The following is a 23,561-nucleotide window of genomic DNA, read 5'->3' as shown; positions in this document are numbered from 1 at the left end:
AGGTAACTGAGTGAGTACTCACTCACAACTGCGTTTACCCTTCCGGCGCAGTCCGGTTCGCGACCAGCGCGGATACGCCGTCGAGCAGCCTTTCGAGACCGTACTCGAACGCATGTTCGGCATCATAAGGTGCGTCGAACTCATTCCCGACAGCCGTCCCGACCCGGGACGAGAGCGGGAACTTCCGCAGGTCGCCGATCTGATCCAGGTGCGGCACGTGCGCCAGCCACCATTCCTTGTCCGTCATCCCGGACCGCTGGATCACCTGGCGCGCCTCGACCGCCGCACGGACGGCGCCGTGCACGTAGCCGTTGACGAGTGCGACGGTCGCGTCCATCTCAAGGTCGGTGAGCCCGATCCCCTCGATCGCGGTCAGCTCCCACTCGTACTTCGCCATCACGTTCGGCCCGAGCGGTGGCCGGCTGATCGCGACCTGGAGTAGCCAGGGATGGCGCAGGTACAGCTCCCGGTTCTCCCGAGCGACCTCGTCGAGCGCTGACCGCCAGTCCCCCGGTACGACGCGACGCGGCAGCTCGCCGTACACGGTGTCGAGCATGACGTCGAGCAACTCGCCCTTGCCCGGGAAGTAGCGGTACAGCGTCATCGCGCCGACGCCGAGCTCGTCGGCGACCCGGCGCATCGACATCGCGGTCAGCCCTTCGGCGTCCGCGATCCTCAGGGCGACCGTGACGATCCCGTCGACGGTCAGCGCCGGCTTCGGCCCGCGGGTCGGCGCGGGACGGCGGCGCCACAGCAGCTCGAGACTCTTCGCGGGGTCTCCGCTGCCGCTGTGTTCCTGATTCATGTGCGTGATTCCTTGTCACCGGCTATTCTTCGTACAGTGTACGCAGTTGACCTCAAGTTCCGTCGAGGTTCTAGCGTGAGGTTTTGTCGGTGGTGTGCGGAATCATCGACCGTCCCAGCCGATCGATTCAGCGGAGCACAGCCGTGAGCATGGAAATGACCGCGTGGAACTCGCTGTACCACGCGATGAACGCCCAGGACGAGAAGAGACCCTTCTCCCGAGCCACCCTGCAACGAATCCTCGCCTTCGCGCGGCCGCACCGGCGGTATCTGGTCGCGTTCCTGGTGCTCAGCATCGGCGGCGCGGTGCTCGCGGTCGCCACGCCGGTGCTGGCCGGGCGGGTGGTCGACGCGATCGTCGGCGGCAAGGCCTTCAGCGTCGTGCTGCAACTCTCCTTGCTGATCGCCGCGATCGCGGTCGCGGAGTCCGGGCTGAGCATGGTCACCCGTTGGTTGTCCGCGAGCATCGGCGAGGGACTGATCCTCGATCTGCGGACCGCCGTGTTCGACCACATCCAGCGGATGCCGATCGCGTTCTTCACCCGGACGCGGACCGGCGCACTCGTCTCCCGGCTGAACAACGACGTGATCGGTGCGCAGCGTGCGTTCAGCGACACCCTGTCCGGTGTCGTCAGCAACCTGGTGATGCTCGTGCTGACACTGGTGGTGATGCTGGGCGTGTCGTGGCAGATCACTCTCCTCGCACTGGTCATCCTCCCGGTCTTCGTGATCCCTGCGCGCCGGATCGGGGCCAGGCTGGCCGGATTGCAGCGCGAAGCGGCGGACTACAACGCGACCATGAGCACCCAGATGACCGAGCGGTTCTCGGCGCCGGGTGCGACGTTGGTGAAGCTGTTCGGGCGGCCGGCTCGCGAGTCCCTCGAGTTCGCGGTCCGGGCGCGGCGCGTGCGCGACATCGGTGTGCGGACCGCGATGGTGCAGTGGATCTTCGTCACCTCGCTCACGCTGGTGTCTGCGCTCGCGCTGGCAGTCGTCTACGGGCTGGGCGGGTTCTACGCGCTGCGTGACCAGCTCGACGCGGGCGCGGTCGTCGCGATGGCGTTGCTGCTCACCCGGTTGTACTCGCCGTTGACCGCGCTCGCGAGTGCGCGGCTCGAGGTGATGACCGCGCTGGTGAGCTTCGAGCGGGTCTTCGAGGTGCTGGACCTGGAGCCGCTGATCAAGGACAAGCCGGACGCGGGACGGGTGCCCGAGGGTCCGGTCGCGGTGGAGTTCTCCGGCGTCACCTTCGCGTACCCGTCGGCGGACAAGGTGTCGCTGGCGTCGCTGGAGGAGGTCGCGAAGCTGGACACGCGCGGTGGCGTCGAGGTGCTGCACGACGTCTCGTTCCGCGCCGAGCCGGGGCAGATGGTTGCGCTGGTCGGTTCCTCGGGTGCCGGGAAGTCGACGATCGCGCAGCTGATTCCGCGGTTGTACGACGTGGACTCGGGCGCGGTGAAGCTCGCCGGGGTCGACGTACGCGAGGTGTCCGCGGAGTCGTTACGGGAGACGCTCGGGATGGTCACGCAGGACGGGCATCTGTTCCACGACTCGATCCGGGAGAACCTGCTGCTCGCACGTCCCGAGGCGACGGAGGACGAGCTGTGGGATGCGCTGGAGCGGGCGCGGCTCGGTGAGTTGATCCGGTCGCTGCCTGATCAGCTCGAGACGGTCGTGGGTGAGCGTGGGTACCGGCTGTCTGGTGGTGAGCGGCAGCGGCTGACGATCGCTCGGTTGCTGCTCGCGCAGCCGCGGGTGGTGATCCTCGACGAGGCGACCGCCGCGCTGGACTCGACGAACGAGGCCGCGGTGCAGGCGGCGCTGACCGAGGCGCTTGCCGGGCGTACGGCGGTGGTGATCGCGCACCGGCTGTCGACCATCCGGGCCGCCGACCAGATCCTCGTGATCGAGTCCGGTCAGATCGTCGAACGCGGTACGCATGCGGATCTGCTCGCGACCGGCGGACGGTACGAGGAACTGCACCGGACCCAGTTCGACCAGCCCGGAGCGGAAGGCGCCGAAGCAGTTCCGGTCTGAGTTTCTTGTTGTTGATGTTGTTGTTGCGAGCGAGTGGGAGGTTGTCGGGTTGGTGGGCACGGGGCAGGAGCTGGCTGGATGTGCGGTGGTTTTCCGGCCGGCCGATCCACCACGCACGAGCCGAGTGGCGTTCTGGTCTCCGGACGGCAGCCCACTCCCCCTCGGCGTCGGCGAACAGGTCGAACTGGAGCTAGTCGGCGACTTGCATCAGCACGCCGTTCAGGCTGTTGAGTTGCCGGTGGCGGAGGCGGTGCCGATCCTTGGGCGGATGCGACGCGCGCCTGGGGCGCACCCGTCGGCGGCCTTCTGGGGTGGAGCCTCCCTGGTCGCTCTCCAACTGGTTGCCCGCGGCAAACTCCTCCCCGGCGTCACCCCCGAAGGTCACGACGCCTGGCGCGTCGGCCCCCTCGACCCCGACGACATCACCCGCGTTCTCGAACTCGCCGAAGCAATGCCCGCCTCAGCCCGAGCCCTCCCACTCACCAACCTTCGGGTTCCTGTTGCTGAGGAGTTGTTGCGGGAGTTTCTGGATGCTGTGGCCGACGGCATGCCGCGCTCCCCCGCCGCCGCGAAGGCCCACCGGACCAACCTCTTCACAGCGACCGCACCCCAGCGCGCCGACCGCCTGCGGACCTGGGCCGACGAAGTCTCGGCCGGGCTCGACACCGGCGTACGGATCTCGCTCCGCATCGAGCTGGCCGACTCGCTCGCGTTCAGCGCCGTCGTCCAGCTGCACAGCCTCAAGGACCCAACCCTCGTCAGAGACGCGGACGACGTCTGGTCCGACGACGTCCCCGGCTTCGGACCGCGTGCACGCATCGACGCCACCCTGGCGATCCGCCGCGCAGCGCGCGTCTGGCAACCACTCAGCCGCCTGCTCGACTCCGCCGTACCGGACCGGATGGACCTCGCGGACGAAGAGGTCGCCGAGCTGCTGGCCGGCTCCGCCCAGCGGCTCGCCGCGGCAGGCGTCGACCTGCACTGGCCGCGCAGCCTCGGCCGCGAACTCACCGCACGCGCCGCGATCACGTCGACGGACGGGCCGCCCAGCGATCTCCCCGGCTTCTTCGGCGGCGACCGCACCCTCGACTTCAGCTGGCAGGTGGCACTCGGCGACGACCCGCTGACCGAGGCCGAGCTCGACCAGCTCGCGGAAGCGACCCGCCCGGTCGTCCGGCTCCGGGACCAGTGGATGCTGATCGATCCCGAGCTCGCCCGCAAGGCCCGCGAACGCATCCTCAAACCCGTCACCGCGATCGACGCCCTCGGCGTCGCCCTCACCGGCACCACCGAGATCGACGGCCGGCAGGTGACCGTCACACCGACCAAGTGGCTCGACGACCTCCGCGCGAAGATCGCCGACCCGGACCGCGCCGACGAGCCGATCGAAGCGCCGGCCGGCCTCCAGGCGACGCTCCGCGACTATCAGCTGCGCGGCCTGCGCTGGCTGTCCCGGATGACGTCGCTCGGTCTCGGCGGCTGCCTCGCCGACGACATGGGTCTCGGCAAAACGATCACGCTCATCTCGCTCCACCTGCACCGCCAGCAGTCCGACGACACCGTCGGTCCGACACTCGTCGTCTGCCCGGCCTCGCTGCTCGGCAACTGGGAGCGTGAGGTGCAGCGCTTCGCACCGGGCACTCCGGTACGGCGCTTCCACGGCACATCCCGTTCGCTCGACGACGCGCGGGAGGGCTTCGTGCTGACGACATACGGGACGCTGCGGCGTGACGCCGTACGGCTGGCCGAGCATCCGTGGGCGCTCGTGGTGGCCGATGAGGCGCAGCATGTGAAGAACCCGTCGTCCGGTACGGCGAAGGCGCTGCGGACCGTGCCGGCCAAGGCGCGGGTGGCGTTGACCGGTACGCCGGTCGAGAACAACCTGTCCGAGCTGTGGGCGATCCTCGACTGGACGACGCCCGGGCTGCTCGGCCGGCTCGGCTCGTTCCGGAACCTGTGGGCGCAGCCGATCGAGGCGGACAAGGACGAGGAGGTCGCGGCGCGGCTCGCGAAGCTCGTCAAACCGTTCCTGCTCCGCCGGAAGAAGTCCGATCCGGGGATCGCGCCCGAGCTGCCGCCGAAGACCGAGACCGACCAGGCGGTGTCCCTGACGCGCGAGCAGGTGGTGTTGTACGAGGCAACGGTTCGCGAGCTGATGGCGGAGGTCCAGGCCAGTGACCGGATGGCGCGGCGCGGGCTGATCGTGAAGCTCCTGACCGGCCTGAAGCAGATCTGCAACCACCCCGCGCAGTACCTGAAGGAGCCCGGCGACGCGCGGCTGACCGGTCGCTCGGGCAAGCTCGAACTGCTCGACGAGCTGCTCCAGACAATCGTCGCCGAGGACGGCGCCGTGCTTGTCTTCACGCAGTACGTCGCGATGGCGCGACTGCTCGAACGGCATCTCGCCGACCGCGGCATCCCGACCCAGCTGCTGCACGGCGGCACGCCGGTCGCCCGCCGCGAGGAGATGGTCGACCGGTTCCAGGCCGGCGAGGTACGTGTGTTCCTACTGTCGTTGAAGGCGGCCGGGACCGGACTGAACCTGACCCGCGCGGATCACGTCGTGCATTTCGACCGCTGGTGGAATCCCGCGGTCGAGGACCAGGCCACCGACCGCGCGTACCGGATCGGGCAGACCCGGCCGGTGCAGGTTCACCGGTTGATTGCCGAAGGCACCATCGAGGACCGGATCGCCGGCATGCTCGCCGCGAAACGTGAGCTGGCCGAGGCCGTGCTGTCCGGCGGCGAGGCCGCGCTGACCGAACTCTCCGACGCCGAGCTGGCCGACCTGGTCGAGCTGCGGGGAGGTGCGCGATGACTGAAGCGCAAGGCTTCCCGGCCTTCCCGGCGCAACACCGCAGCACCCGGGGCAGGTCGTGGTGGGCCCGAGCCTGGGTGCAGGCGATGGAGGACACGTCGCTGGACAACGGTCAGCTCAAGAAGGGCCGCCGGTACGCGAACTCCGGACAGGTCGGCACGATCACCGTCAGCCCCGGACGGATCGCGGCCACTGTTGACGCACCCGAGGACACGTACGAGTCCGTGGTCCACGTCGATCAACTGAGCGATGACGACTGGCGCCGGTTCCACGAGCAGGTTGCTGCGCGCGCCGGTCACATCGCGGCGTTGCTGGACGGCGAGATGCCGCACAAGCTGGTCGAAGCAGCGTCCGACGCCGGCGTCACGCTGCTGCCGGGCATCGGCGATCTCGATCCGAGCTGTACGTGCGACGCCTGGGAACTCCCCTGCCAGCACGCGGCGGCCCTCTGTTACCAGGTTGCGTGGCTCCTCGATGCCGACCCGTTCGTGCTGCTGCTCCTCCGCGGCCGCACCCGCGAAGCCCTCCTCGACGAACTCCAGGCCTCGTCGGCCCAGCGCGCTGAGGTCCAGCCCGGTGAGGCCGGGGTCGCTGTCGCCGACGTACTCGCCGGCACACCCGGAGACCTTCCTGAGCCGCCGGAGCTCCCAGCGCGAGTTGCGCCCGACGATCTTGCGGTTGCCGGAATCGAGCCACCCGGCGACCTCGGGCCGCAGGTTCTCCAGTTGCTCGTGCTCGACGCCGCCCGCCGAGCCCGTTCGATCCTGAACGCGCTCCTTCATGGCACCGCCGAACCACAGCAGCTCGACGACTGGCAGGACGCCGTTCGCCTGGCGACGGATTTCCCGCAACTGGTCACGCCGTTGACCGAGTCCATCGGCCGGGACCTTGCCCCCGGCGTCCAAGCCTGGCAGTACGGCGGCGCGCCCGGTCTCGACGTACTCGAGCACACCTGGACGCCCGATCCGGCCGAGCTCAACCGGGCGCGGACGGAGCTGCTCGCCGCGGACGACGACCTGACGATCAGTACGTCGGCGAACCAGTTGACGCTCGGCGCCGACACGCAGCTCCGCCTCGACCGGAACGGTCGCTGGCATCCGTACCGGCTCGCCGACGAGGTCTGGATCCCGGCCGGTCCGCCGTCCAAGGATCCGCTGGTCGTCGAGTGGTAAGAGTCAGGACTGGGTGACGGGACGCATGGCGAGGCCCTCGGTGCCTGCCCAGTACGTGACGCGCTGGCCGTCGTCGGCCTCGAACGAGGTGACAGGCATCTTCACCTTGACCGGCTTCTCCGCCTCGGCCTCGCCGCCGGGGCTGCCGAGGCTGACGGTCATGAACTTCACGGGATAGGTGTCCATCTGGCCGCCGGTGGCGAGCACGCCCGCGTACGCCTTCTCGCCAGGAGCGAGGGTGACTGCCTCGTCAGCGCCGGTTCCCTCCTTGGCCGGGGCGTGGTCCTTGGCGTCGCCGAGCGTGACCTCGGGATAGTTCTGTACGTCGCACTTCTTGGCGCTCTTGTTGGTCGCCACGAGCATGAGGTGCCGAACGTCTTCGCCCGGGGCGTCGTAGTTCGTGACCGTGAAGGACAGGTCCGCCATGACGCACAGGTCGACGCTGGAGTCGTCGGTGGGCTTCTTCGACGGCGTCGCAGTCACCGGCTTCACCGTGTTCGACTGGGTCGGCGCCGTCGACGAGGTTGTTGCGCTCGCCGAACTCGTGGTACTCGTCCGGTCCGACGGCTTGCTCCCGTCGGACGCATTGGTCGATCCGCACGCGGCGGTCGTCAGGAGTGCGGCGACAGCGCCGGCCCCCAGGACATATGTTCTCCAACTGGCACGAACGTTCACTGAAGTCCCCTTGTTCAGCTGACGAATTCAGGATGATTGACGCCTCGCGATCAGCTAAAGTTGGCCGCGACTTCGGAGAAGGAGGAGGTGAGTTGATGACCGCGTCGGCCTGCGCTGCGGCACGCCCGGCAGCGCCATCGGTCCATCAACTCATCCACTGAACCTCCGAAAGGGACCTCTGTTGTCCATCACCTGGAACACCCGTGTCGAGACTCGGTCCGACATCGAACCTCTCCGCGACCTGACCCGCGACGCCTTCGGCCGGCAGTACGAGGTCGACTTCCTGGACGCGCTCCGCGCCGACCCGGTCGCCTGGATCCCCGGGCTCTCGTTCGTCGCCACCACGCCCGACGACGAGCCGATCGCGTATGCGCTCCTCACGCGTTGTCACGTCGACGACGTACCGGTCCTTTCGCTCGGACCGGTCGCCGTGCTTCCGGCGTACCAACGGCAAGGCGCAGGCGGGGCCGCCGTACGAGCGGCTTTGGCGACGGCGAGTGACCGGCCCGAGCCTGCGGCGGTCGTCCTCGGCCACGCGGAGTACTACCCGCGGTTCGGTTTCCGGCAGGCCACCGGGTTCGGCATCCACCACCCGCAGTACGACGGCCCGAACCTGATGGCGATTGCTCTCGGCAACCACACCGTCCCGACCGGAACGCTCACCTACCCGGTCACCGGCTGACTACTCCCCTGAACGAGTACGGCGGGCGGTCGTAAAAGGTTCAGCCAAACTCGCCGAATCACTTGCGCACCCCGGTTGTATACATGAAACAGTCGACAAGAACCCGCCTACTCAGGAGCTACAGCGATGACTCGTCGACTCGGACTGAACCGTTTTACCTCCGGCACCCGCCGCCGTACCGCGGCTGGGATCGGCGCGGCCGTCGTTGCGTTGGCCCTGGTGGCGACGGCCTGCTCGCCGGTCGAGCCGGCCGGTGGTGACAATCCGTCGAGCGGGCAGTCGTCAGCCGGGCAGGACGTGTTCGGTGAGGCGGCCGACGCGGCGCAGGTGAAGCAGGGCGGCACGCTGACGGTCGCGCTCTCCGCCGACCCGGACAAGCTCGACCCGACGCTGTCGCGCAGCCTGTACTCGCGGTACGTCTTCCACACCATGTGCGAGAAGCTGTACGACCTCGGCCCGGACGCCAAGCTGGTCCCGCAGCTGGCGACCGCGCTGCCGACGGTCTCGTCCGACGGCCTCAGCCTGACGATCCCGCTGAAGGAGGGCGTGAAGTTCGCCGACGGCGGCACGTTCGACTCGAACGCTGTCAAGATCTCGCTGAACCGGGATCTCACGCTGGCCGGCTCGGCGCGGAAGAGCGAGCTCGGCCCGGTCACCTCGATCGAGACGCCGGACCCGAAGACCGTCGTCATCAAGCTGTCGAAGCCGTTCGCCCCGCTGACCGCCGCGCTGGCCGACCGGGCCGGGATGGTGCTCAGTCCGGCCGCGGTCGCGAAGCTCGGGGCGAACTTCTCCAACGCGCCGGTCTGCGTCGGCCCGTTCAAGTTCGCCAGCCGGGTCGCGCAGAACTCGATCAAGGTCGTCAAGGACCCGCTGTACTACGACGCCGCCAAGGTGCACCTGGACGCGATCGAGTACCGGATCATCACCGACTCCAGCATCCGGTCCGCGAACCTGAAGTCCGGGGATGCGCAGGTCGCGGACTCGCTGTCGTCGCAGGACGCGCCCGCGCTGCAGAAGGACGACAGTGTCAGCGTGCTGCAGTCGCAGTCGCTCGGGTACCAGGGCCTGACCATCAACATCGGGAACGCCAACGGGATCGGCACCCCGATGAAGCAGCTCGACACCCCGATCGCGAAGGACCCGAAGGTGCGGCAGGCGCTGGCGCTGGCGATTGACCGGGAAGCGCTCGTGAAGTCGATCTTCAACGGCCTCAACACGGTCGCCTGTTCGCCGATCTCGCCGAAGAGCGAGTTCACGTCCGACGCGGCGCAGGTGTGCCCGGCGCACGATCCCGCGAAAGCCAAGCAGTTGCTGGCCGACGCCGGCGTGAAGACGCCGTACAAGGTCGAGATGATCACGTCCAACAACCCGGACAGTCTGCGGCTTGCACAGGCGCTGCAGGGGATGGTGAAGGACGCCGGGTTCGAGCTGGTCATCAAGCCGGTCGAGTACGCCGCTCTGCTGGACCAGCAGGACCGTGGTGACTTCGAGTTGCTGCAGCTCGGCTGGTCGGGCCGGGTCGACCCGGACGCGAACATCTTCAACTTCGTCGGCACCACCGGCAGCCAGAACGTCTCCGGCTACAGCAACCCGGCCCTCGACAAGCTGCTCACCGACGCGCGCCAGTCCACCGACCAGGCCGAGCGCGTGAAGCTCTACGGCCAGGTCACCACCTTGCTGCAGCAGGACGACCCGATCATCTACATGTACCGCCAGCGCAATCTGACCGGCGTCTCCAAGAAGCTCCTCGGCATCCAGGTCTACCCGGATGGCGTGATCCGCACCGCCTTCGCAGGTTTCGCCAAGTGAGGCGGTATCTCCTCAATCGGTTGTGGCAGTCCGCGGTGACGCTCGTGCTCGCGACGATCGTGGTGTTCGTCGGGGTACGGGCGTTGCCGGGGGATCCGGCGCTGGCGCTGGCGGGTGAGGATCGGGATCCGGAGTCGCTGCGGGCGATCCGGGAACAGTACGGCCTGGACCAGTCGTGGCTCGTGCAGTTCTGGCAGTTCGTGAGTCATGCGGCGCGCGGTGATCTCGGGCAGTCGATCCGGACCGGTACGCCGGTGCGGTCGATGATCGTCAGCGCGTTGCCGGTGACGATCGAGCTGTCGGTGCTGGCGATTCTGATCGCGAGCGTGATCGGAGTCGGGGCCGGCGTGGTGGCCGCCGTACGTCGTGGGCGGCCGGCGGAATGGGCCGCGAACGCGCTGGCACTGCTAGGACTTTCGGTTCCGCACTTCTGGCTCGGGCTGATGGCGATCCTGTACCTGTCCGTTGCCCTCGGCCTCTTCCCCGCCTCGGGCTTCGTCCCGTTCTTCACCAACCCGGTCGCGAACCTCCACCACCTGATCCTCCCGGCGCTGATCCTCGGCACCGGTCTCTCCGCCGTGATCATGCGCCAAACGAGGTCGTCGATGCTCGACGCGCTGTCCGCCGACTACATCCGTACGGCGGAAGCAAAGGGCCTCCCGCCCAAGGCCGTCGTCGGGAAGCATGCCCTGCGCAACAGCCTGATCGTGGTCGTCACGATCGTCGGCCTCCAACTGGGCGCGCTCATCTCCGGCGCCGTCGTCACCGAGCGGATCTTCGCACTCCCCGGTTTCGGCAAGTTGACCGTCGACGCCGTCTTCCAGCGCGACTACCCCGTCATCCAGGCGGTCGTCCTGGTGACCGCGACGGCGTACATCGTCATCAATCTGCTGGTCGACCTCCTGTACTCCGTGATCGATCCGCGCATCCGCGTGCGAGGTGAGGCCTGATGGCAGTCGCCGAAGTAACCGAAGCCGTGCCGACTGCACCGCTCCGCAGCAACCGCCGCCGAGTGGCACGCCGGATCCTGCACAACCCACTCGCCCTCACCGGGCTAGCAGTGCTAGCGATCGCGGTGATCCTCGCCGTGTTCGCGAACTGGCTGGCACCGCACGAGCCCACCCAGACCCACCTCGACCGCGCGTTCGCCCCACCGGGCACGGCCGGCTACCTGCTCGGCACCGACGACCTCGGCCGCGACGTGCTCTCGCGGATCATGTTCGGGCTCCGCGCGTCACTGCACGTCGGTGTCCTCGCGGTCGCGTTCTCGCTGGTGGTCGGCGTACCGCTCGGGCTGATCGCCGGGTACTTCCGGACCGTCGACGCGCTCATCTCCCGGCTCACCGACCTGGTGCTGGCGTTCCCGTTCCTGATCCTCGCGGTCGGGCTGGCCGCGATCCGCGGCGCCAGCCTTGGCAACGCAGCGATCGCGATCGGCATCGCGCAGATCCCCGGCATGATCCGGATCGTCCGGTCCGAGACGCTGCGGATCAAGTCGCTCGACTTCGTCGCCGCGGCGATCGTCGAGGGCGCGAGTGACGCCTGGGTGCTGGGCCGGCACATCTTCCCGAACGCCGGTTCCGCGATCATCGTCCAGGCCACCGTCGGCATCCCGGCGGCGATCCTCGGCGAGGCGGTGCTGTCGTTCCTCGGCCTCGGCATCCAGCCACCCGCTCCGAGCCTCGGCACGATGCTCGCCGACGCGCAGCAGTTCGCGTCCCGGGCGCCGTGGGCCGCGGTGATGCCCGGTGTCGCGATCATGCTGCTCACGCTGGCGTTCAACATCGTCGGCGACAGCCTCCGCGACGCCCTCGACCCGAAGGCGAGCCGACGATGAAACCTGTCTTGGCAGTAAAGGATCTCTCCGTCACTTTCCGGACAGAGGACGGGCCGTTGTCGGCGGTCGACCGGGTCAGCTTCGACGTCGGTGACGGCGAAGTGCTCGCGGTGGTCGGTGAATCCGGCTGCGGGAAGAGCGTCACCGCGATGAGCATCGCGGGCCTGCTCCCCCGTACGGCGACCGTCAACGGCTCCGTCGAACTCGACGGGACCGAACTGATCGGCGCCGACAAGCGCACGCTCCGCTCCATCCGCGGCCGCGAGGTCGCGTACATCTTCCAGGAGCCGATGACCTCGCTGAACCCGGTCTTCACCGTCGGCCACCAGATCATCGAGGTACTGCGGACGCATATCGGCCTGAACCGCCAGGCGGCGCACGCCCGCGCGATCGAACTGCTCAAGCTCGTCGGCATCCCGTCCGCCGAGCGCCGCGTCGGCGACTATCCGCACCAGCTGTCCGGCGGCATGCGGCAACGCGTAATGATCGCGATGGCGGTCGCCTGCGACCCGAAGGTCCTGATCGCCGACGAGCCGACCACGGCCCTCGACGTCACGATCCAGGCCGGCATCCTCGACGTGCTGCGGGGTCTGCGGGAACGACTCGGCACCAGCATCGTGCTGATCACGCACGATCTCGGTGTCGTCGCCGACCTCGCCGACCGGGTCGCGGTCATGTACGCCGGACGCGTCGTGGAGACCGCCGAGGTCCATGACCTGTTCGCACACCCTGAGCACCCGTACACCGTCGGACTGCTCGGCGCCTCCCCCGCGGCCGGCCGGCACGCGGAATCCCAGCGACTGAACGAGATTCCCGGCCTCGTCCCGGTCCTCAGCGAGCAACCCGACGCCTGCACGTTCGCGGATCGTTGCGCCCGGGCCGTCGACACCTGTACGTCGTCCCAGCCGCAGCTCACCGACGGTCCGCACCGCGTCGCGTGCTGGAACCCGGTCCGCGAACGAGTGGAGGTCTGATGGACGACGCCCTCGAGGTCGAAGACCTCGTCATGCATTTCGGACCAGTCCGGGCGGTCGACGGCGTGACGCTACGGATCCGGCAAGGGTCCGTCGTCGCGCTCGTCGGTGAGAGCGGCTCCGGCAAGTCGACCGTCGGCCGCTGCATCGTCAGATTGCTCGAACCGACCGGCGGCACCGTCCGTCTCGCTGGCGCCGACATCACCCACCTCAGCCGCCGCCAGCTGCGGCCGCACCGCCGTGACGTGTCCATCGTGTTCCAGGACCCGGCCGGCTCGCTCGATCCGCGGCTGTCCGTCGGCGACATCGTCGGCGAACCGCTCCGCCTGATGCGCCGCAAGGACATCTCCGCCAAAGTCTCCGAGTCGCTGCGCCGGGTCGGCCTCCGCCCGGAAGTCGCGCAGCGCGCACCACACGAACTGTCCGGCGGTCAGCGGCAACGGGTCAGCATCGCGCGTGCCCTGATCTCCGAACCGCGGCTGCTGGTCGCGGACGAGCCGACCAGTGCGCTGGACGTCTCGGTGCAGGCCGCCGTACTCAATCTGCTCGCCGACCTGCAGCGCGATCTCGGGTTCGCGTGCTTGTTCATCACGCACGACCTGTCCGCGGTCGAGTACCTCGCCGACGAGGTTGCGGTGATGTATCTCGGTCAGCTGGTAGAGCAGGGCCCGCGCTCGAGAATCTTCGGGAAGCCGGCCCATCCCTACACGCAGGCGCTCCTGTCCGCCGCGCCCGTACCCGATCCTGCTGAGCAGCGCGCCCGCCGACCCGTGCTGCTCGGTGACGACCTCCCGTCGGCGATCGACCCGCCGCCCGGCTGCCGCTTCCACACCCGGTGCCCGGTCGCGGTGGACACATGCCGGACAGTCGTCCCGGAACCGCGGACGATCGGCGAAGGTGGACATCAGGTCGCGTGTCATCTCGTCAACGACGACGGCACCGGCCCCGACGTACGACCGACTGAAGGAGTTGCCCCATGACGTTCACCACCCGGCCCACGCTGCGTGGCACGTTCGGGATGGTTTCGTCCACGCACTGGCTGGCGTCGCAGTCGGCCATGCGGATCCTCGAGCTCGGCGGGAACGCGTTCGACGCGGGAGCCGCGGCCGGGTTCGTACTGCACGTGGTCGAGCCGCACCTCAACGGCCCGGGCGGTGAGGTGCCGGCGATCATCGCGACCGCCGACGACCCGTCGCCGCGGGTGCTGTGCGGTCAGGGCGTCGCGCCGGCCGGTGCGACCATCGAGCACTACCGGTCACTCGGTCTCACGTTGGTGCCCGGCTCCGGTCCGCTCGCGGCCACGGTTCCCGGCGCGGTCGACGCCTGGCTGCTCCTGCTGCGTGACCACGGCACGCTGCCGTTGAGCGTCGTACTCGAGCCGGCGATCGACTACGCGCGCAACGGGCACCCGCTCGTACCGCGGATCGCCGACACCATCGGCACCGTGCAGCAGCTCTTCGAGGAGCACTGGCCGACGTCCGCCGCGCTCTGGCTCAAGGACGGCAGCCCGGTGACCGGCCGGTTCAGCAATGAGGCGTACGCCGCGACGCTCGAGAAGCTCGTCAGCGAGGGCGAGGCGGCCGGAGCTGACCGGCAGGCGCAGATCGAACAGGCACGGAAGACCTGGCGGGAAGGGTTCGTCGCGGAGGCGATCGACAAGTTCTCGCGGCTGCCGCATCGCGACTCCAGCGGCGAGGACCACGCCGGCCTGATCACCGGCGCCGACCTGGCCGCATTCGAGGCGACCTGGGAGGACGCGGCGACGTACGACTGGAACGGGTACACGGTCGCCAAGACCGGTCCGTGGGGTCAGGGTCCGGCTCTGCTGCAGTCCCTCGCCGTACTCGCGGAGCTCGGTGACGTCGACCTCGACACCGCCGAGGGCGTACACACGACGGTCGAGGTCATGAAGCTGTCGTACGCGGACCGTGAGGCCTGGTACGGCGACGGCGCCGACGTACCGCTCGACACGCTCCTCTCCCCCGGGTACGCCGCCGAGCGCGCGAAGCTGATCGGCTCGGACGCCTCGCTGGAGCTGCGGCCGGGCAGCCCCGACGGGCGGACGCCGAAGCTGGCTTCAATTGCTACCGGCAACGAGACGGGTGACGCGACGACTGGCGAGCCGACCGTGTCCTCGATCGGTGAGACGCGTGGCGACACTTGTCATGTGGATGTGGTCGACCGTTGGGGCAACATGATCTCGGCTACTCCTAGCGGCGGCTGGTTGCAGTCGTCGCCGACGATTCCTGAGCTCGGGTTCTGCCTGGGCAGTCGTGCGCAGATGTTCTGGCTCGAGGAGGGGCTGCCGGCCTCGCTCGCTCCTGGCAAGCGTCCGCGGACGACTCTCACGCCGACGCTTGTTTTGCGGGACGGGCAGGCGGTGATGGCGTGTGGGTCGCCCGGTGGAGACCAGCAGGATCAGTGGCAGTTGCTGTTCCTGCTGCGGCATCTCGGCGCGGGAGTTGATCTGCAGGAGGCGATCGACGCGCCTGCCTGGCATACGACCGGCTTCCCGTCGTCGTTCTACCCGCGCTCCACGGAGCCGGGTGGGCTCGTGATCGAGAGCCGGGTCGGCAAGGACATCCGCGACGAGCTGGTACGGCGCGGGCACGTCGTGACCGAGTCCGATCCGTGGAGCCTCGGTCGGCTGTGCGCGGTCCGCAAGGAAGCCGACGGGGTGCTGGCGGCGGCGGCCAACCCACGCGGCATGCAGGGCTACGCAGTGGGCCGCTGAGTCAGGCTTTTCGACGGAGGGCGGCCTTGGCGGCGGCTTCGACGTGGAGGCGGGCGGCCGTGCTCGCGGCCGTCGCGTCGCCGGCCTCGATCGCCTCGACCAGCCGCATGTGCTCCTCGGTCGAGTGTGGCGCCCGCTGGGCCGCGCCGACCCGGAACACCCAGTGCACGTGGTGGTACATCGCGGTCGAGATCGAGTGCAGCCAGCGGTTCCCGCTGACCTCGATCACGGCCCGGTGGAACGCGCTGTTCAGCTCGGCGACCCGGTCGAAGTCCTCGGCCTTCGCGGCGGCGTTCGCCTCCTCGACCAGCCGGCGCAGCGTCGCGATCCCCTGGGGCGTCGCGCGCTCGGCCGCGAGGCCGGCAGCGAGCGTCTCGAGTTGCTCCCGTACGGCGAACAGATCGCGGACCGCGGTCTCGTCGAGGGTCGCAACGACCGCGCCCCGGCGCGGAAGGATCTGCACGAAACCTTCGGCCTCCACCACGCGCAGTGCCTCCCGGACCGGGTTCCGTGACACCCCGAAGTCGTCCGCGAGCCGGGTCTCGGTCAGCCGCTCGCCCTCGTGGTACTCACCGTCCACGATCCGCCGCCGCAGTTCCGCGAGGACCTGCTCGCGGAGCGCGATGTGATCGGCACCGATCGTGCGGATCATCCGGTCCCGCCGGGCGTCCTCGTCCAGCTGCTCCACCCTGGCTCCTCTCCCCGCTCCCCGTTAGGCCTCCGCGCCACGCTAGCGGATCGATCGCCACCCGGCACGTGATCCCGGGACAGCGTTATGTTGACGGCTTGAGCATCCGACTGATTCCCCTGACCGATCCCGACTACAAGCCGTTCAGCCGCCGGATCGCCTGGCTGGCCGCGCAGGCCGACGGTACGCCGGTCGGTTCCGCGTTCCTGCGCCTCAGCAGCCGCAAGACCCATGCGCACCTGGGCGACGCGGAGATCAACGTGCACCCGGCCGAGCGCGGCCGCGGGATCGGCTCACTGCTGCTCGGCGCCGTCGTCACCGGCGCCCGCGAGCACGACGTACGGACGCTGGTCACGGATGTCGACGTCAACTCGGTCGGCGACCGGTTCCTGCAGCGGCACGGGTTCACGATCGGTCTGACGCTGATCTACGCGCGGCTGGATCTGTCGACGAGGACTCCCGACGTACCGGAGGTCCCGGGCTACCGGCTGGTGTCCTGGGAGGGTGCGCCGCCTGATGAACTGGTGCAGACCTTCACGGACGCGCGCGCAGGGATGAACGACGCGCCGTCGGGCACGATCGACGCCGGTGTGGACGTGTGGGACGTCGAGCGGACCAGGTACGCCGCACAGCTGATCGAGCAGCGCGGCGAGCGTCTCTCGGTTGTCGCGGCGATCGACAGCACGGGCCGCATCGCCGGCTTCACCGAGGTCGTCGTCGCGGGAGACGGGAAGGGCGACGGGCAGAACTACGGCACCGCCGTCCTCCCCGAGCATCGCGGCCGCGGACTCGCGCTGTGGATGAAGGCCGCCCAGATCCACGAGACCTGTCGCCGGTTCCCCGATCTCGACGGCCTCCGCACCGACACGGTCGACACCAACACGGCCATGCGGCGCACCAACGACCGGCTCGGCTACCGGCCGCAGTACGAGGTACACCGCCGTACGCTCGACCTATAGCAGCCCGGCCAGGCGGTACAGCACGAGCGAACCGGCGACCGCGACGTTCAGGCTGGCGCCGGTCCCGATCATCGGGATCTCCACCACGACGTCCAGCTCGTCGACCGCCTCGGGCGGGATTCCGGTGCGTTCGTGCCCGAGGACGGCGATCGTCCGGTTCCGCGCCGGCGGCAGATCGGCCAGCCGAATCGCCTCGTCGGCCAGCTCGACCCCGATCACCGTCGTGTCCGGTCTGCTCCGCTGATCGATCAGCCAGCGCACCGGGTCGTGCCCGGTCCAGTGCAGGCAGGTCCGTCTGCGCAGCGTGTTGCCCTTGGCAAGCGCATCCGGCACCCACGGCAGCTTCGGTACGGCGAGACAGGCGCCGACCGCATCACAGGTACGGAGCAGTGTCCCGAGGTTCACGTCGTACATCGGCCAGAGCGGCGCGATCAGCAGATGGTCCCAGCACGAGTGGGACTTGCGGCGGCGTTGGTGCTTGAGGTCCTTGCGGCTCCGCACCCGGATCCCGCTCATCGAGCAGCGGGATCGATCCTCCCGTCAGGAATTCGCGTCATCATGGACCTAGTCTACTGGCCCAGGATCTTCTGCACCGCCGCAGTCGTGATCGGGTGGTACCCAGGGCGCGCCTTCGCGAAGACCTCCGCCGCGAACGCACGGTCGGTGCCGGCCAGTGCCTGGTAGACCGGGAGGACGAGCTTCATCCGTCCGACCTTGGTCAGAAACTCGGCCATCTCGGCGTACGACGCCTCATAGCTGCTCGCGGCAACGATCTGGTACCAGCGCCGCGCGATCTCACCGTTCGCCGTACCGGTCAGGCCGAACGCACGGTCGAGCTGCTGCAACAGCACCGGGCTCAGTACGTCGGGAGCCGCGTCGAGGAACCGCAGCCACTCCTGCGTCGTCCACCGCTCCGCACCGTGCGGCAGCTCGCCCGTCGTCAGCCACAGACCGCGCGCCTCGTCCACGACCTGGAACCGCGCCGACACCGCGCGCCGTGCGAACGCCGGGATCCCCGGCTCGTACAGCCAGGCCGCCAGCTCGGCCTCGGTCACCACGCCCGAATGCGGCCCGGTCAGGTGCTCCCGCAGGTGCTCCACGAAGTTGTCGGTGTTGATGCTGCGGAACGCGAACGTGTCGAAATACCCGCGCAGGAACGGATCGAAGACCTCCCGCGAGAACCGCTCCTCCAGCCAGGACAGGAACCAGGACCCCTTCAGCGGCCCGGTCGACGTCTTCCCGTGGTACTCCGAGCGGTGGTGCAGGCCCGGCAGCTCGACCGCCAGCTCGGCCGGCGTCAGCGGGTCCAGCTTCACCACGGTCGCGTGCTGCTTGATCGCGGTCTCCATCACCGCGAACTCGGTGCCGTAGACAGCCTCGACGATCCGGTTCTCGACGTACGACGTGAAGCCCTCGTTGAGCCAGATGTCGTCCCAGCTGTCCTGCGTGACGAGGTTTCCGGACCAGCTGTGCGCCAGCTCGTGCGCGATCACGCTGACCAGCGACTTGTCGCCGATCACCACGGTCGGGGTCGCGAATGTCATCCGCGGGTTCTCCATCCCGCCGTACGGGAACGAGGGCGGCAGCACGAGCAGGTCGTAGCGGCCCCAGCGGTACGGGCCGAAGAGCTCCTCGGTAACCCGCATCATCTCCTCGGTGTCGGCGAACTCCGTCGCCGCCCGCCGCGCCATCTCGGGCTCGGCCCACACACCCGACCGCTCGCCGAGCGGCTCGAACACCAGGTCGCCCGCCGCGATCGCCAGCAGGTACGACGGGATCGGCTCCGGCATCACCACGTCGTACGAGCCGGTACGGCGCGACGTCGTACCGTTGTCGGCGCTCATCAGCACCATCAGCTCCGGCGGCGCCGTCACGTGCGCGGCATAGCTGAACCGCACGCTCGGCGTGTCCTGCACCGGGACCCAGCTGCGCGCGTGGATCGCCTGCGACTGACTGAACATGAACGGCATCACGCCGCCCGCCGTCATCGCCGGCTCCAGCCACTGCAGACCGGTCGCGATCGGCGCGGTCCGGTAACTCACCTTGACCCGCGGGTGGCCCGCCGTCCGGATGGTCAGCGCGGAGCCGAGCTCCGGGTCCGGAACGGCGAGGCTGTACTCCAGCGGCTCCCAGCCGTCGGCCGTCAGTCCCTCGACACCCAGCACCGTGAGGTCGCGGGTGTCCAGGACGAGCCGGCTGGTCGCACCGGTCCAGGCGAGAGTGTGCGTGGCACTGCCGGCCAGCACCTTCTCGTCGAAGTCGAGCGCGAGGTCGAGCTCGAGGTGGGTGGTCCGAACCACATTCGGCTCGGCGTAGGAGTGGCGATCGTGCGTCAAGGGATGCTCCCCGAGTGAGGCGTCCGAGGAACACTACCTACGTCCCGGTCGGATCGGACGACCAATCTGGGCCAGCCGCACCACCGTGCCAAAACCCTCGTACGGTCCTGACACGGCAGACTAGGGGCCATGGCGACCCACGGGGATCCGGAGCTGGTGCTGAAACGGCGGCCGTTCGGCTCGTGGTTGCTCGGTCCGGCCGACCAGAGCCCGCGGCTGCTCCGGGTCCGCCTGCAGGTCCTCATGACGACGTTCTCGATCGGCACCAACCTGATCGGCGCGACCGTGGTGTTCGTGCTGGCCATGTTCGTCCTGCCCGGACCGCCGATGGATCACCGGCTCAAGGTGACCGAGGCGATCGCGGTCCCGGGCTTCTTCGTGATCGCGATGACGATCGGCTGCGTCTGGAGCACCCGGCTCACCCGCCGGGTGACCGCTTGGGTGCTGGAGGACCGGCCCGCGACCCGCAAGGAGCAGATCGCCACCCTGCAGTTGCCGCTGCGACTCACCCTGATCGAAGTCCTTCTCTGGCTCGCAGCCTGTGCCTTCTTCACCGTGCTCAGCATCACCCTGCAGCCCGAGAGCGCGCCGAAGATCGCGGTCACCGTCTTCGACGGGATGATCGTCACCTGCTCGGTCTCGTATCTGCTGACCGAGTTCGCTCTCCGGCCGGTCGCCGCGCGGGCGCTCGAGGACTCGCCGCCGCCGCGGCGTCTGCTCGCGGCCGGGTTGAAGGCCCGCACCGTGTTCTTCTGGGCGGTCGGCTCCGGCGTACCCGTGGCCGGCCTGATGCTGGCCGCCGTACTCGCGCTGATCGAGGGCGACGTCACCTCGACCCGGCTCTCGGTCGTGATTCTTGCCCTGGGCATCGTGGCGCTCGGCAACGGTTGCCTGCTCACCTGGTTGTCGGCGAAGTCCGTGGTTGCGCCGGTGCGGTCGGTGCGGGACGCGTTGAGCCTGATCGGCGAGGGCCGGCTCGACGTGAGCATCCCGGTCTTCGACGGCACCGAGCTCGGGTCGCTGCAGGCCGGGTTCAACCGAATGGCGGACGGGCTGCGCGAGCGGGAGCGGATCCGGGACCTGTTCGGGCGGTACGTCGGGCCGGACGTCGTGCAGGAGGCGCTGACCAGCGACAGCCTCGGCGGCGAGGAGCGGTACGCCGCGGTGCTGTTCGTCGACCTGGTCGGATCGACCGAGCTGGCTGCGCAGCGGCCGCCGGCCGAGGTCGTGCAGTTGCTCAACCGGTTCTTCGCGATCGTGGTGGCCGAGGTGGATCGGCAGGGCGGGTTTGTGAACAAGTTCGCCGGTGACGCGGTGCTGGCGGTCTTCGGGGCACCGGCCGAACTGGCGGATCCGGCGGGCAGCGCTCTGAGTGCGGGACGGGAGCTGGCCCGGCGGCTCGCCGACGAGTTGCCGGAGGCAACCGCGGGGATCGGTGTCACAGCGGGGATCGTCGTCGCCGGCACAGTGGGCGACGTACGGCGCCATGAGTACACAGTGATCGGCGACCCGGTGAACGAGGCGGCACGCCTGAGCGAACTGGCCAAGACAGCCCCAGGACGACTCATCGCGTCGATGACCGCGGTCGAGAAGGCGGCGCCCGCAGAGTCCGATCAGTGGCGGCAGAGCGATCTGATCACTGTGCGAGGGCGGTCGGTGCCGACGCGTCTTGCTGTCCCGCAGTGATGAGCTCGTGGAGGAGGGCGGCGCCGTGGAGCATCGCCTTGGTTTGGCGGTCGTGGGCGGCGCGGCGCTCGGCGATCGCGGTGCGTAGGGCGTCGGTGCTGCCGGTACGGCGGAGACCGTCCAGGACGGGCTTGATCTGCTCGAAGTAGTACCTGCCCTGGCGGAGCATATGGATGATCCGCGCGTCGCGAACTTCCTCGGGGCCGTAGCGCCGGTACTTCGTGCCCGGTTCGCGTGATGGTGCGAGCAGGCCCGCGGCCTCCCAGACGCGGAGAGCCGACGTACGGATGCCCAGGCGGTGTGCGAGTTCGCCGACGAGGAGGGACGGGCCGGCGCCCGGTTGTTCGTCGACGTACTCCGCGGCCAGCGCGCCGAGCGCCTCACTGGCGGCGTCGGTGGCGAGTCGCTGCTCGTGCAGGGCGGCGTGGGCCGCGTCCACCAGTCTGTAGGCGAGCGCCTCGTCGCCGTTGTGGACGGCACGCATGATCTCGGTGGCGGTCTCCGCACCGAAGCCCGGGTAGAGGGCGCGGTAGGTCAGCAGCGCCTGGACATGCTCAGGACCGTACTGGCGATACCCGGTGTCCGACCGCGGCGCGGGAGGCAGAATCCCGGCCGCCTCGTAGTTGCGCACGAGCTGGGTCGACACCCCGGCCCGGCGCGCGAGGTCTACCGGCCGCAGTCCCATCCGTTACCGGCCGCCCGAGACGTCGACCGTCGTACCGGTCATGTAGGAAGAGCGGTTCGAGGCGAGGAAGGCGATCACCTCGGCGACCTCCTCCGGCTTGCCGGGACGGGCCAAGGGCGGCGTCGCGCCGAGGCGGTCCAGGCGGCCCGGCTCGTGGATGTCGGTCTGGATCAGGCCGGGCCGGACACCGACGACGCGGACGCCTTCCTTCGCGACCTCATTCGCCAGACCGGTCGTGAGCGCGTCGACGGCCGCCTTGCTCGCCGCGTAGTCGACGTACTCACCGGCCGATCCGAGCACTGCGGCGCGCGAGGAGATGTTCACGATGACGCCACCGTCCCCGCCGTACGCCGTCGACATCCGGCGGACCGCGGCGCCGGCGACGAGGAAGGCGCTGATCGCGTTGGTCCGGAACACCCGGTCGAGCCGTTCAGCGTCGTACTCCGCGACCCGCCCGGCCGGCGAGACGACGCCGGCGTTGTTGATCACGGCACCGATCGGACCCAGCTCGGCGGTGACCGTGTCGAACAGCCGCTCGATCTGATCAGCCTCGGTGACATCTGCCTGGACGGCGATCGCGCGTCGGCCGCGCTCCTCACACGCCTTCACGACCCGCGCGGCCTCGTCGGCCTGCGTCCGATAGTTGACCCCGACATCCCAGCCGTCCGCTGCGAGAGCAAGCGACGCGGCCGCGCCGATCCCGCGACTTCCACCGGTGACCAGTACAACCCCACGTCCGTCAGTCATGGGCCTACTGTTTCATGTGGGGGTCACGCAGGCGGCTTCGCGAACCCGAGCTGGGTCTCCGAGTCGGTGAATCCGAGCGAGCGATAAATCCGGATCGCGAGGTACTCCGGATCCGCGACCATCACCAGGGTCCGCGCACCGCCTTCGGTCAGCCCGTACGTCGACGCGTGGTGGACGAGCGTGGTCGCCAGCCCGCGACCACGGTCCTCCGGGGACGTCTGCACATCTTGGAACCGGGCCAGCCCCTTGCCGTCGAACATCAACCCGAGCGCACTCTGCAGCCGATCCCCGTCGAACGCGCCGAACCACTTTCCGTGACCGGCATCGACCAGCTCGCGCTTCGCCGCCAACCTGCGCCGGGTGAAGTCCTCGTACGCCGCGTCGACCTTCATGGACGCGGTGGCGAGGCTCTGGTGGTAGAGCTGCTCCCAGTCGTCGTCACTGCTCAGGAAGCGGTACGTCGAGTCCGCGTTGGGCCGTCGCGGTTGCAGGACCCGATCGGCCGTCATCACGACACTGCTGTCGACTGTGAATCCGGCGGCGGTCAGCTCGTTCTCGGCCCCGAGCTCGCCGTCGACGGTATCGATGCCGATGGCAACGTGGTCCGCGTCCGGGAACTCCCGGCGGAAGTCGTCGAGGCGGATCTTGGTGTCGTCCGGGGCGAACGGCGTGCGGTACAGCAGGAAGTTCCCCCACCAGAAGCCGGGGTTGGCCGGCGTACGGATCACGACGTACTCGCCGGTGTCGTGGAAGGTGCTGCCACTCAGCTCCAGCAGCAACAGGTCGGTCCGATAGCCCAGGCTCACGATCTCCACGCGGACATCCTCGCCCAGGCGGTCCGCGGTTGACATGCAGCTAACTGGCTGCCTATTGTGAAAAGGCAGCCAAAGGGCTGCATGAAGCGATCGGAGTGCG

Annotated in this window: 21 protein-coding genes; 13 read left to right on the top strand and 8 right to left on the bottom strand. The window is 69.0% G+C overall.

Annotation, left to right across the window (positions count from 1 at the left end; all coding sequences use genetic code 11):
* Positions 1-34: 34 nt before the first annotated feature.
* On the bottom strand, positions 35-805 hold the full coding sequence (locus tag ACLJOO_RS34850) for a TetR/AcrR family transcriptional regulator (RefSeq protein ID WP_410791932.1): 771 nt from the start codon (positions 803-805) through the stop codon (positions 35-37).
* A gap of 155 nt (positions 806-960) precedes the next feature.
* Between ACLJOO_RS34850 and ACLJOO_RS34845 the strand changes: the two genes are divergently transcribed.
* The 3 genes from ACLJOO_RS34845 (at position 961) to ACLJOO_RS34835 (ending at position 6,831) form a co-directional block, all read left to right on the top strand.
* Positions 961-2,841: an ABC transporter ATP-binding protein gene (locus tag ACLJOO_RS34845; protein ID WP_410792467.1), complete on the top strand. Its 1,881-nt coding sequence runs from the start codon at positions 961-963 to the stop codon at positions 2,839-2,841.
* A gap of 451 nt (positions 2,842-3,292) precedes the next feature.
* Positions 3,293-5,659, top strand: coding sequence for a DEAD/DEAH box helicase (locus ACLJOO_RS34840; RefSeq protein WP_410792465.1), 2,367 nt, complete (start codon positions 3,293-3,295; stop codon positions 5,657-5,659).
* The gene (locus ACLJOO_RS34835; protein ID WP_410791931.1) at positions 5,656-6,831 is read left to right on the top strand and encodes an SWIM zinc finger family protein; all 1,176 of its coding nucleotides are present in this window, start codon (positions 5,656-5,658) and stop codon (positions 6,829-6,831) included. The genes ACLJOO_RS34840 and ACLJOO_RS34835 overlap by 4 nt, the downstream gene beginning before the upstream one ends.
* A gap of 3 nt (positions 6,832-6,834) precedes the next feature.
* Here ACLJOO_RS34835 and ACLJOO_RS34830 read toward each other — a convergent pair whose 3' ends face one another.
* Positions 6,835-7,257, bottom strand: coding sequence for a DUF4232 domain-containing protein (locus ACLJOO_RS34830; RefSeq protein ID WP_410791930.1), 423 nt, complete (start codon positions 7,255-7,257; stop codon positions 6,835-6,837).
* Here ACLJOO_RS34830 and ACLJOO_RS34825 point away from each other — a divergent pair.
* From ACLJOO_RS34825 to ACLJOO_RS34790, 8 genes are all read left to right on the top strand, one after another.
* Positions 7,256-7,528: a hypothetical protein gene (locus ACLJOO_RS34825; RefSeq protein ID WP_410791929.1), complete on the top strand. Its 273-nt coding sequence runs from the start codon at positions 7,256-7,258 to the stop codon at positions 7,526-7,528. The two genes, ACLJOO_RS34830 and ACLJOO_RS34825, sit on opposite strands and share 2 nt — an antisense overlap.
* A gap of 159 nt (positions 7,529-7,687) precedes the next feature.
* Complete coding sequence (locus tag ACLJOO_RS34820; protein WP_410791928.1) at positions 7,688-8,188, top strand: GNAT family N-acetyltransferase; 501 nt, start codon at positions 7,688-7,690, stop codon at positions 8,186-8,188.
* A gap of 126 nt (positions 8,189-8,314) precedes the next feature.
* Complete coding sequence (locus ACLJOO_RS34815) at positions 8,315-10,000, top strand: ABC transporter substrate-binding protein (protein WP_410791927.1); 1,686 nt, start codon at positions 8,315-8,317, stop codon at positions 9,998-10,000.
* Positions 9,997-10,950, top strand: coding sequence for an ABC transporter permease (locus tag ACLJOO_RS34810; protein ID WP_410791926.1), 954 nt, complete (start codon positions 9,997-9,999; stop codon positions 10,948-10,950). The genes ACLJOO_RS34815 and ACLJOO_RS34810 overlap by 4 nt, the downstream gene beginning before the upstream one ends.
* Entirely contained in the window at positions 10,950-11,837 is an 888-nt protein-coding gene (locus ACLJOO_RS34805; protein ID WP_410791925.1) for an ABC transporter permease, read from the top strand. Before ACLJOO_RS34810 ends, ACLJOO_RS34805 begins: the two co-directional genes overlap by 1 nt.
* Positions 11,834-12,811 (top strand): ABC transporter ATP-binding protein, encoded by a 978-nt coding sequence (locus tag ACLJOO_RS34800; protein ID WP_410791924.1) that lies wholly within the window; start codon positions 11,834-11,836, stop codon positions 12,809-12,811. The genes ACLJOO_RS34805 and ACLJOO_RS34800 overlap by 4 nt, the downstream gene beginning before the upstream one ends.
* Positions 12,811-13,791 (top strand): ABC transporter ATP-binding protein, encoded by a 981-nt coding sequence (locus ACLJOO_RS34795; RefSeq protein WP_410791923.1) that lies wholly within the window; start codon positions 12,811-12,813, stop codon positions 13,789-13,791. Before ACLJOO_RS34800 ends, ACLJOO_RS34795 begins: the two co-directional genes overlap by 1 nt.
* The gene (locus tag ACLJOO_RS34790; protein ID WP_410791922.1) at positions 13,788-15,545 is read left to right on the top strand and encodes a gamma-glutamyltransferase family protein; all 1,758 of its coding nucleotides are present in this window, start codon (positions 13,788-13,790) and stop codon (positions 15,543-15,545) included. Before ACLJOO_RS34795 ends, ACLJOO_RS34790 begins: the two co-directional genes overlap by 4 nt.
* A gap of 1 nt (position 15,546) precedes the next feature.
* On the opposite strand, the gene ACLJOO_RS34785 is transcribed toward ACLJOO_RS34790, so the two are convergent.
* Positions 15,547-16,233 (bottom strand): GntR family transcriptional regulator, encoded by a 687-nt coding sequence (locus tag ACLJOO_RS34785; protein WP_410791921.1) that lies wholly within the window; start codon positions 16,231-16,233, stop codon positions 15,547-15,549.
* A gap of 98 nt (positions 16,234-16,331) precedes the next feature.
* On the opposite strand from ACLJOO_RS34785, the gene ACLJOO_RS34780 reads away from it, so the two are divergent.
* Positions 16,332-17,192 carry a GNAT family N-acetyltransferase gene (locus ACLJOO_RS34780; RefSeq protein WP_410791920.1) on the top strand — a complete coding sequence of 287 codons (861 nt, stop codon included), beginning with the start codon at positions 16,332-16,334 and terminating at the stop codon, positions 17,190-17,192.
* Here the strand turns inward: ACLJOO_RS34780 and ACLJOO_RS34775 are convergent.
* Both ACLJOO_RS34775 and ACLJOO_RS34770 read right to left on the bottom strand, forming a co-directional pair.
* On the bottom strand, positions 17,187-17,708 hold the full coding sequence (locus ACLJOO_RS34775) for a TrmH family RNA methyltransferase (protein ID WP_410791919.1): 522 nt from the start codon (positions 17,706-17,708) through the stop codon (positions 17,187-17,189). The genes ACLJOO_RS34780 and ACLJOO_RS34775 overlap by 6 nt on opposite strands.
* Positions 17,709-17,761: 53 nt before the next feature.
* Positions 17,762-19,528: a M1 family metallopeptidase gene (locus ACLJOO_RS34770; protein WP_410791918.1), complete on the bottom strand. Its 1,767-nt coding sequence runs from the start codon at positions 19,526-19,528 to the stop codon at positions 17,762-17,764.
* 129 nt (positions 19,529-19,657) lie between these two features.
* Between ACLJOO_RS34770 and ACLJOO_RS34765 the strand changes: the two genes are divergently transcribed.
* On the top strand, positions 19,658-21,214 hold the full coding sequence (locus ACLJOO_RS34765; protein ID WP_410791917.1) for an adenylate/guanylate cyclase domain-containing protein: 1,557 nt from the start codon (positions 19,658-19,660) through the stop codon (positions 21,212-21,214).
* Here ACLJOO_RS34765 and ACLJOO_RS34760 read toward each other — a convergent pair.
* The 3 genes from ACLJOO_RS34760 to ACLJOO_RS34750 are packed head-to-tail and all read right to left on the bottom strand — an operon-like array spanning position 21,165 to position 23,461.
* On the bottom strand, positions 21,165-21,899 hold the full coding sequence (locus tag ACLJOO_RS34760; RefSeq protein ID WP_410791916.1) for a MerR family transcriptional regulator: 735 nt from the start codon (positions 21,897-21,899) through the stop codon (positions 21,165-21,167). The genes ACLJOO_RS34765 and ACLJOO_RS34760 overlap by 50 nt on opposite strands.
* 3 nt (positions 21,900-21,902) lie before the next feature.
* The gene (locus ACLJOO_RS34755) at positions 21,903-22,646 is read right to left on the bottom strand and encodes an SDR family oxidoreductase (RefSeq protein ID WP_410791915.1); all 744 of its coding nucleotides are present in this window, start codon (positions 22,644-22,646) and stop codon (positions 21,903-21,905) included.
* A gap of 23 nt (positions 22,647-22,669) precedes the next feature.
* Positions 22,670-23,461 carry a GNAT family N-acetyltransferase gene (locus ACLJOO_RS34750; RefSeq protein ID WP_410791914.1) on the bottom strand — a complete coding sequence of 264 codons (792 nt, stop codon included), beginning with the start codon at positions 23,459-23,461 and terminating at the stop codon, positions 22,670-22,672.
* Between the last annotated feature and the right edge of the window lie 100 nt (positions 23,462-23,561).

Origin of the sequence: Kribbella sp. C-35 (assembly GCF_046549195.1) — a bacterium.
Lineage (GTDB): Bacteria > Actinomycetota > Actinomycetes > Propionibacteriales > Kribbellaceae > Kribbella.
The sequence above is the reverse complement of the archived record's forward strand: the minus strand, read 5'-3'. Positions and strand labels throughout refer to the sequence as shown.

Bases quoted from the DNA above. Each gene is read 5' to 3' on its own strand.
- ACLJOO_RS34850 (WP_410791932.1), bottom strand. From the start codon at position 805: ATGAATCAGGAACACAGCGGCAGCGGAGACCCCGCGAAGAGTCTCGAG.
- ACLJOO_RS34845 (WP_410792467.1), top strand. From the start codon at position 961: ATGACCGCGTGGAACTCGCTGTACCACGCGATGAACGCCCAGGACGAG.
- ACLJOO_RS34840 (WP_410792465.1), top strand. From the start codon at position 3,293: ATGCCCGCCTCAGCCCGAGCCCTCCCACTCACCAACCTTCGGGTTCCT.
- ACLJOO_RS34835 (WP_410791931.1), top strand. From the start codon at position 5,656: ATGACTGAAGCGCAAGGCTTCCCGGCCTTCCCGGCGCAACACCGCAGC.
- ACLJOO_RS34825 (WP_410791929.1), top strand. From the start codon at position 7,256: ATGACGCACAGGTCGACGCTGGAGTCGTCGGTGGGCTTCTTCGACGGC.
- ACLJOO_RS34830 (WP_410791930.1), bottom strand. From the start codon at position 7,257: ATGGCGGACCTGTCCTTCACGGTCACGAACTACGACGCCCCGGGCGAA.
- ACLJOO_RS34815 (WP_410791927.1), top strand. From the start codon at position 8,315: ATGACTCGTCGACTCGGACTGAACCGTTTTACCTCCGGCACCCGCCGC.
- ACLJOO_RS34805 (WP_410791925.1), top strand. From the start codon at position 10,950: ATGGCAGTCGCCGAAGTAACCGAAGCCGTGCCGACTGCACCGCTCCGC.
- ACLJOO_RS34800 (WP_410791924.1), top strand. From the start codon at position 11,834: ATGAAACCTGTCTTGGCAGTAAAGGATCTCTCCGTCACTTTCCGGACA.
- ACLJOO_RS34795 (WP_410791923.1), top strand. From the start codon at position 12,811: ATGGACGACGCCCTCGAGGTCGAAGACCTCGTCATGCATTTCGGACCA.
- ACLJOO_RS34790 (WP_410791922.1), top strand. From the start codon at position 13,788: ATGACGTTCACCACCCGGCCCACGCTGCGTGGCACGTTCGGGATGGTT.
- ACLJOO_RS34775 (WP_410791919.1), bottom strand. From the start codon at position 17,708: ATGAGCGGGATCCGGGTGCGGAGCCGCAAGGACCTCAAGCACCAACGC.
- ACLJOO_RS34765 (WP_410791917.1), top strand. From the start codon at position 19,658: ATGGCGACCCACGGGGATCCGGAGCTGGTGCTGAAACGGCGGCCGTTC.
- ACLJOO_RS34760 (WP_410791916.1), bottom strand. From the start codon at position 21,899: ATGGGACTGCGGCCGGTAGACCTCGCGCGCCGGGCCGGGGTGTCGACC.
- ACLJOO_RS34755 (WP_410791915.1), bottom strand. From the start codon at position 22,646: ATGACTGACGGACGTGGGGTTGTACTGGTCACCGGTGGAAGTCGCGGG.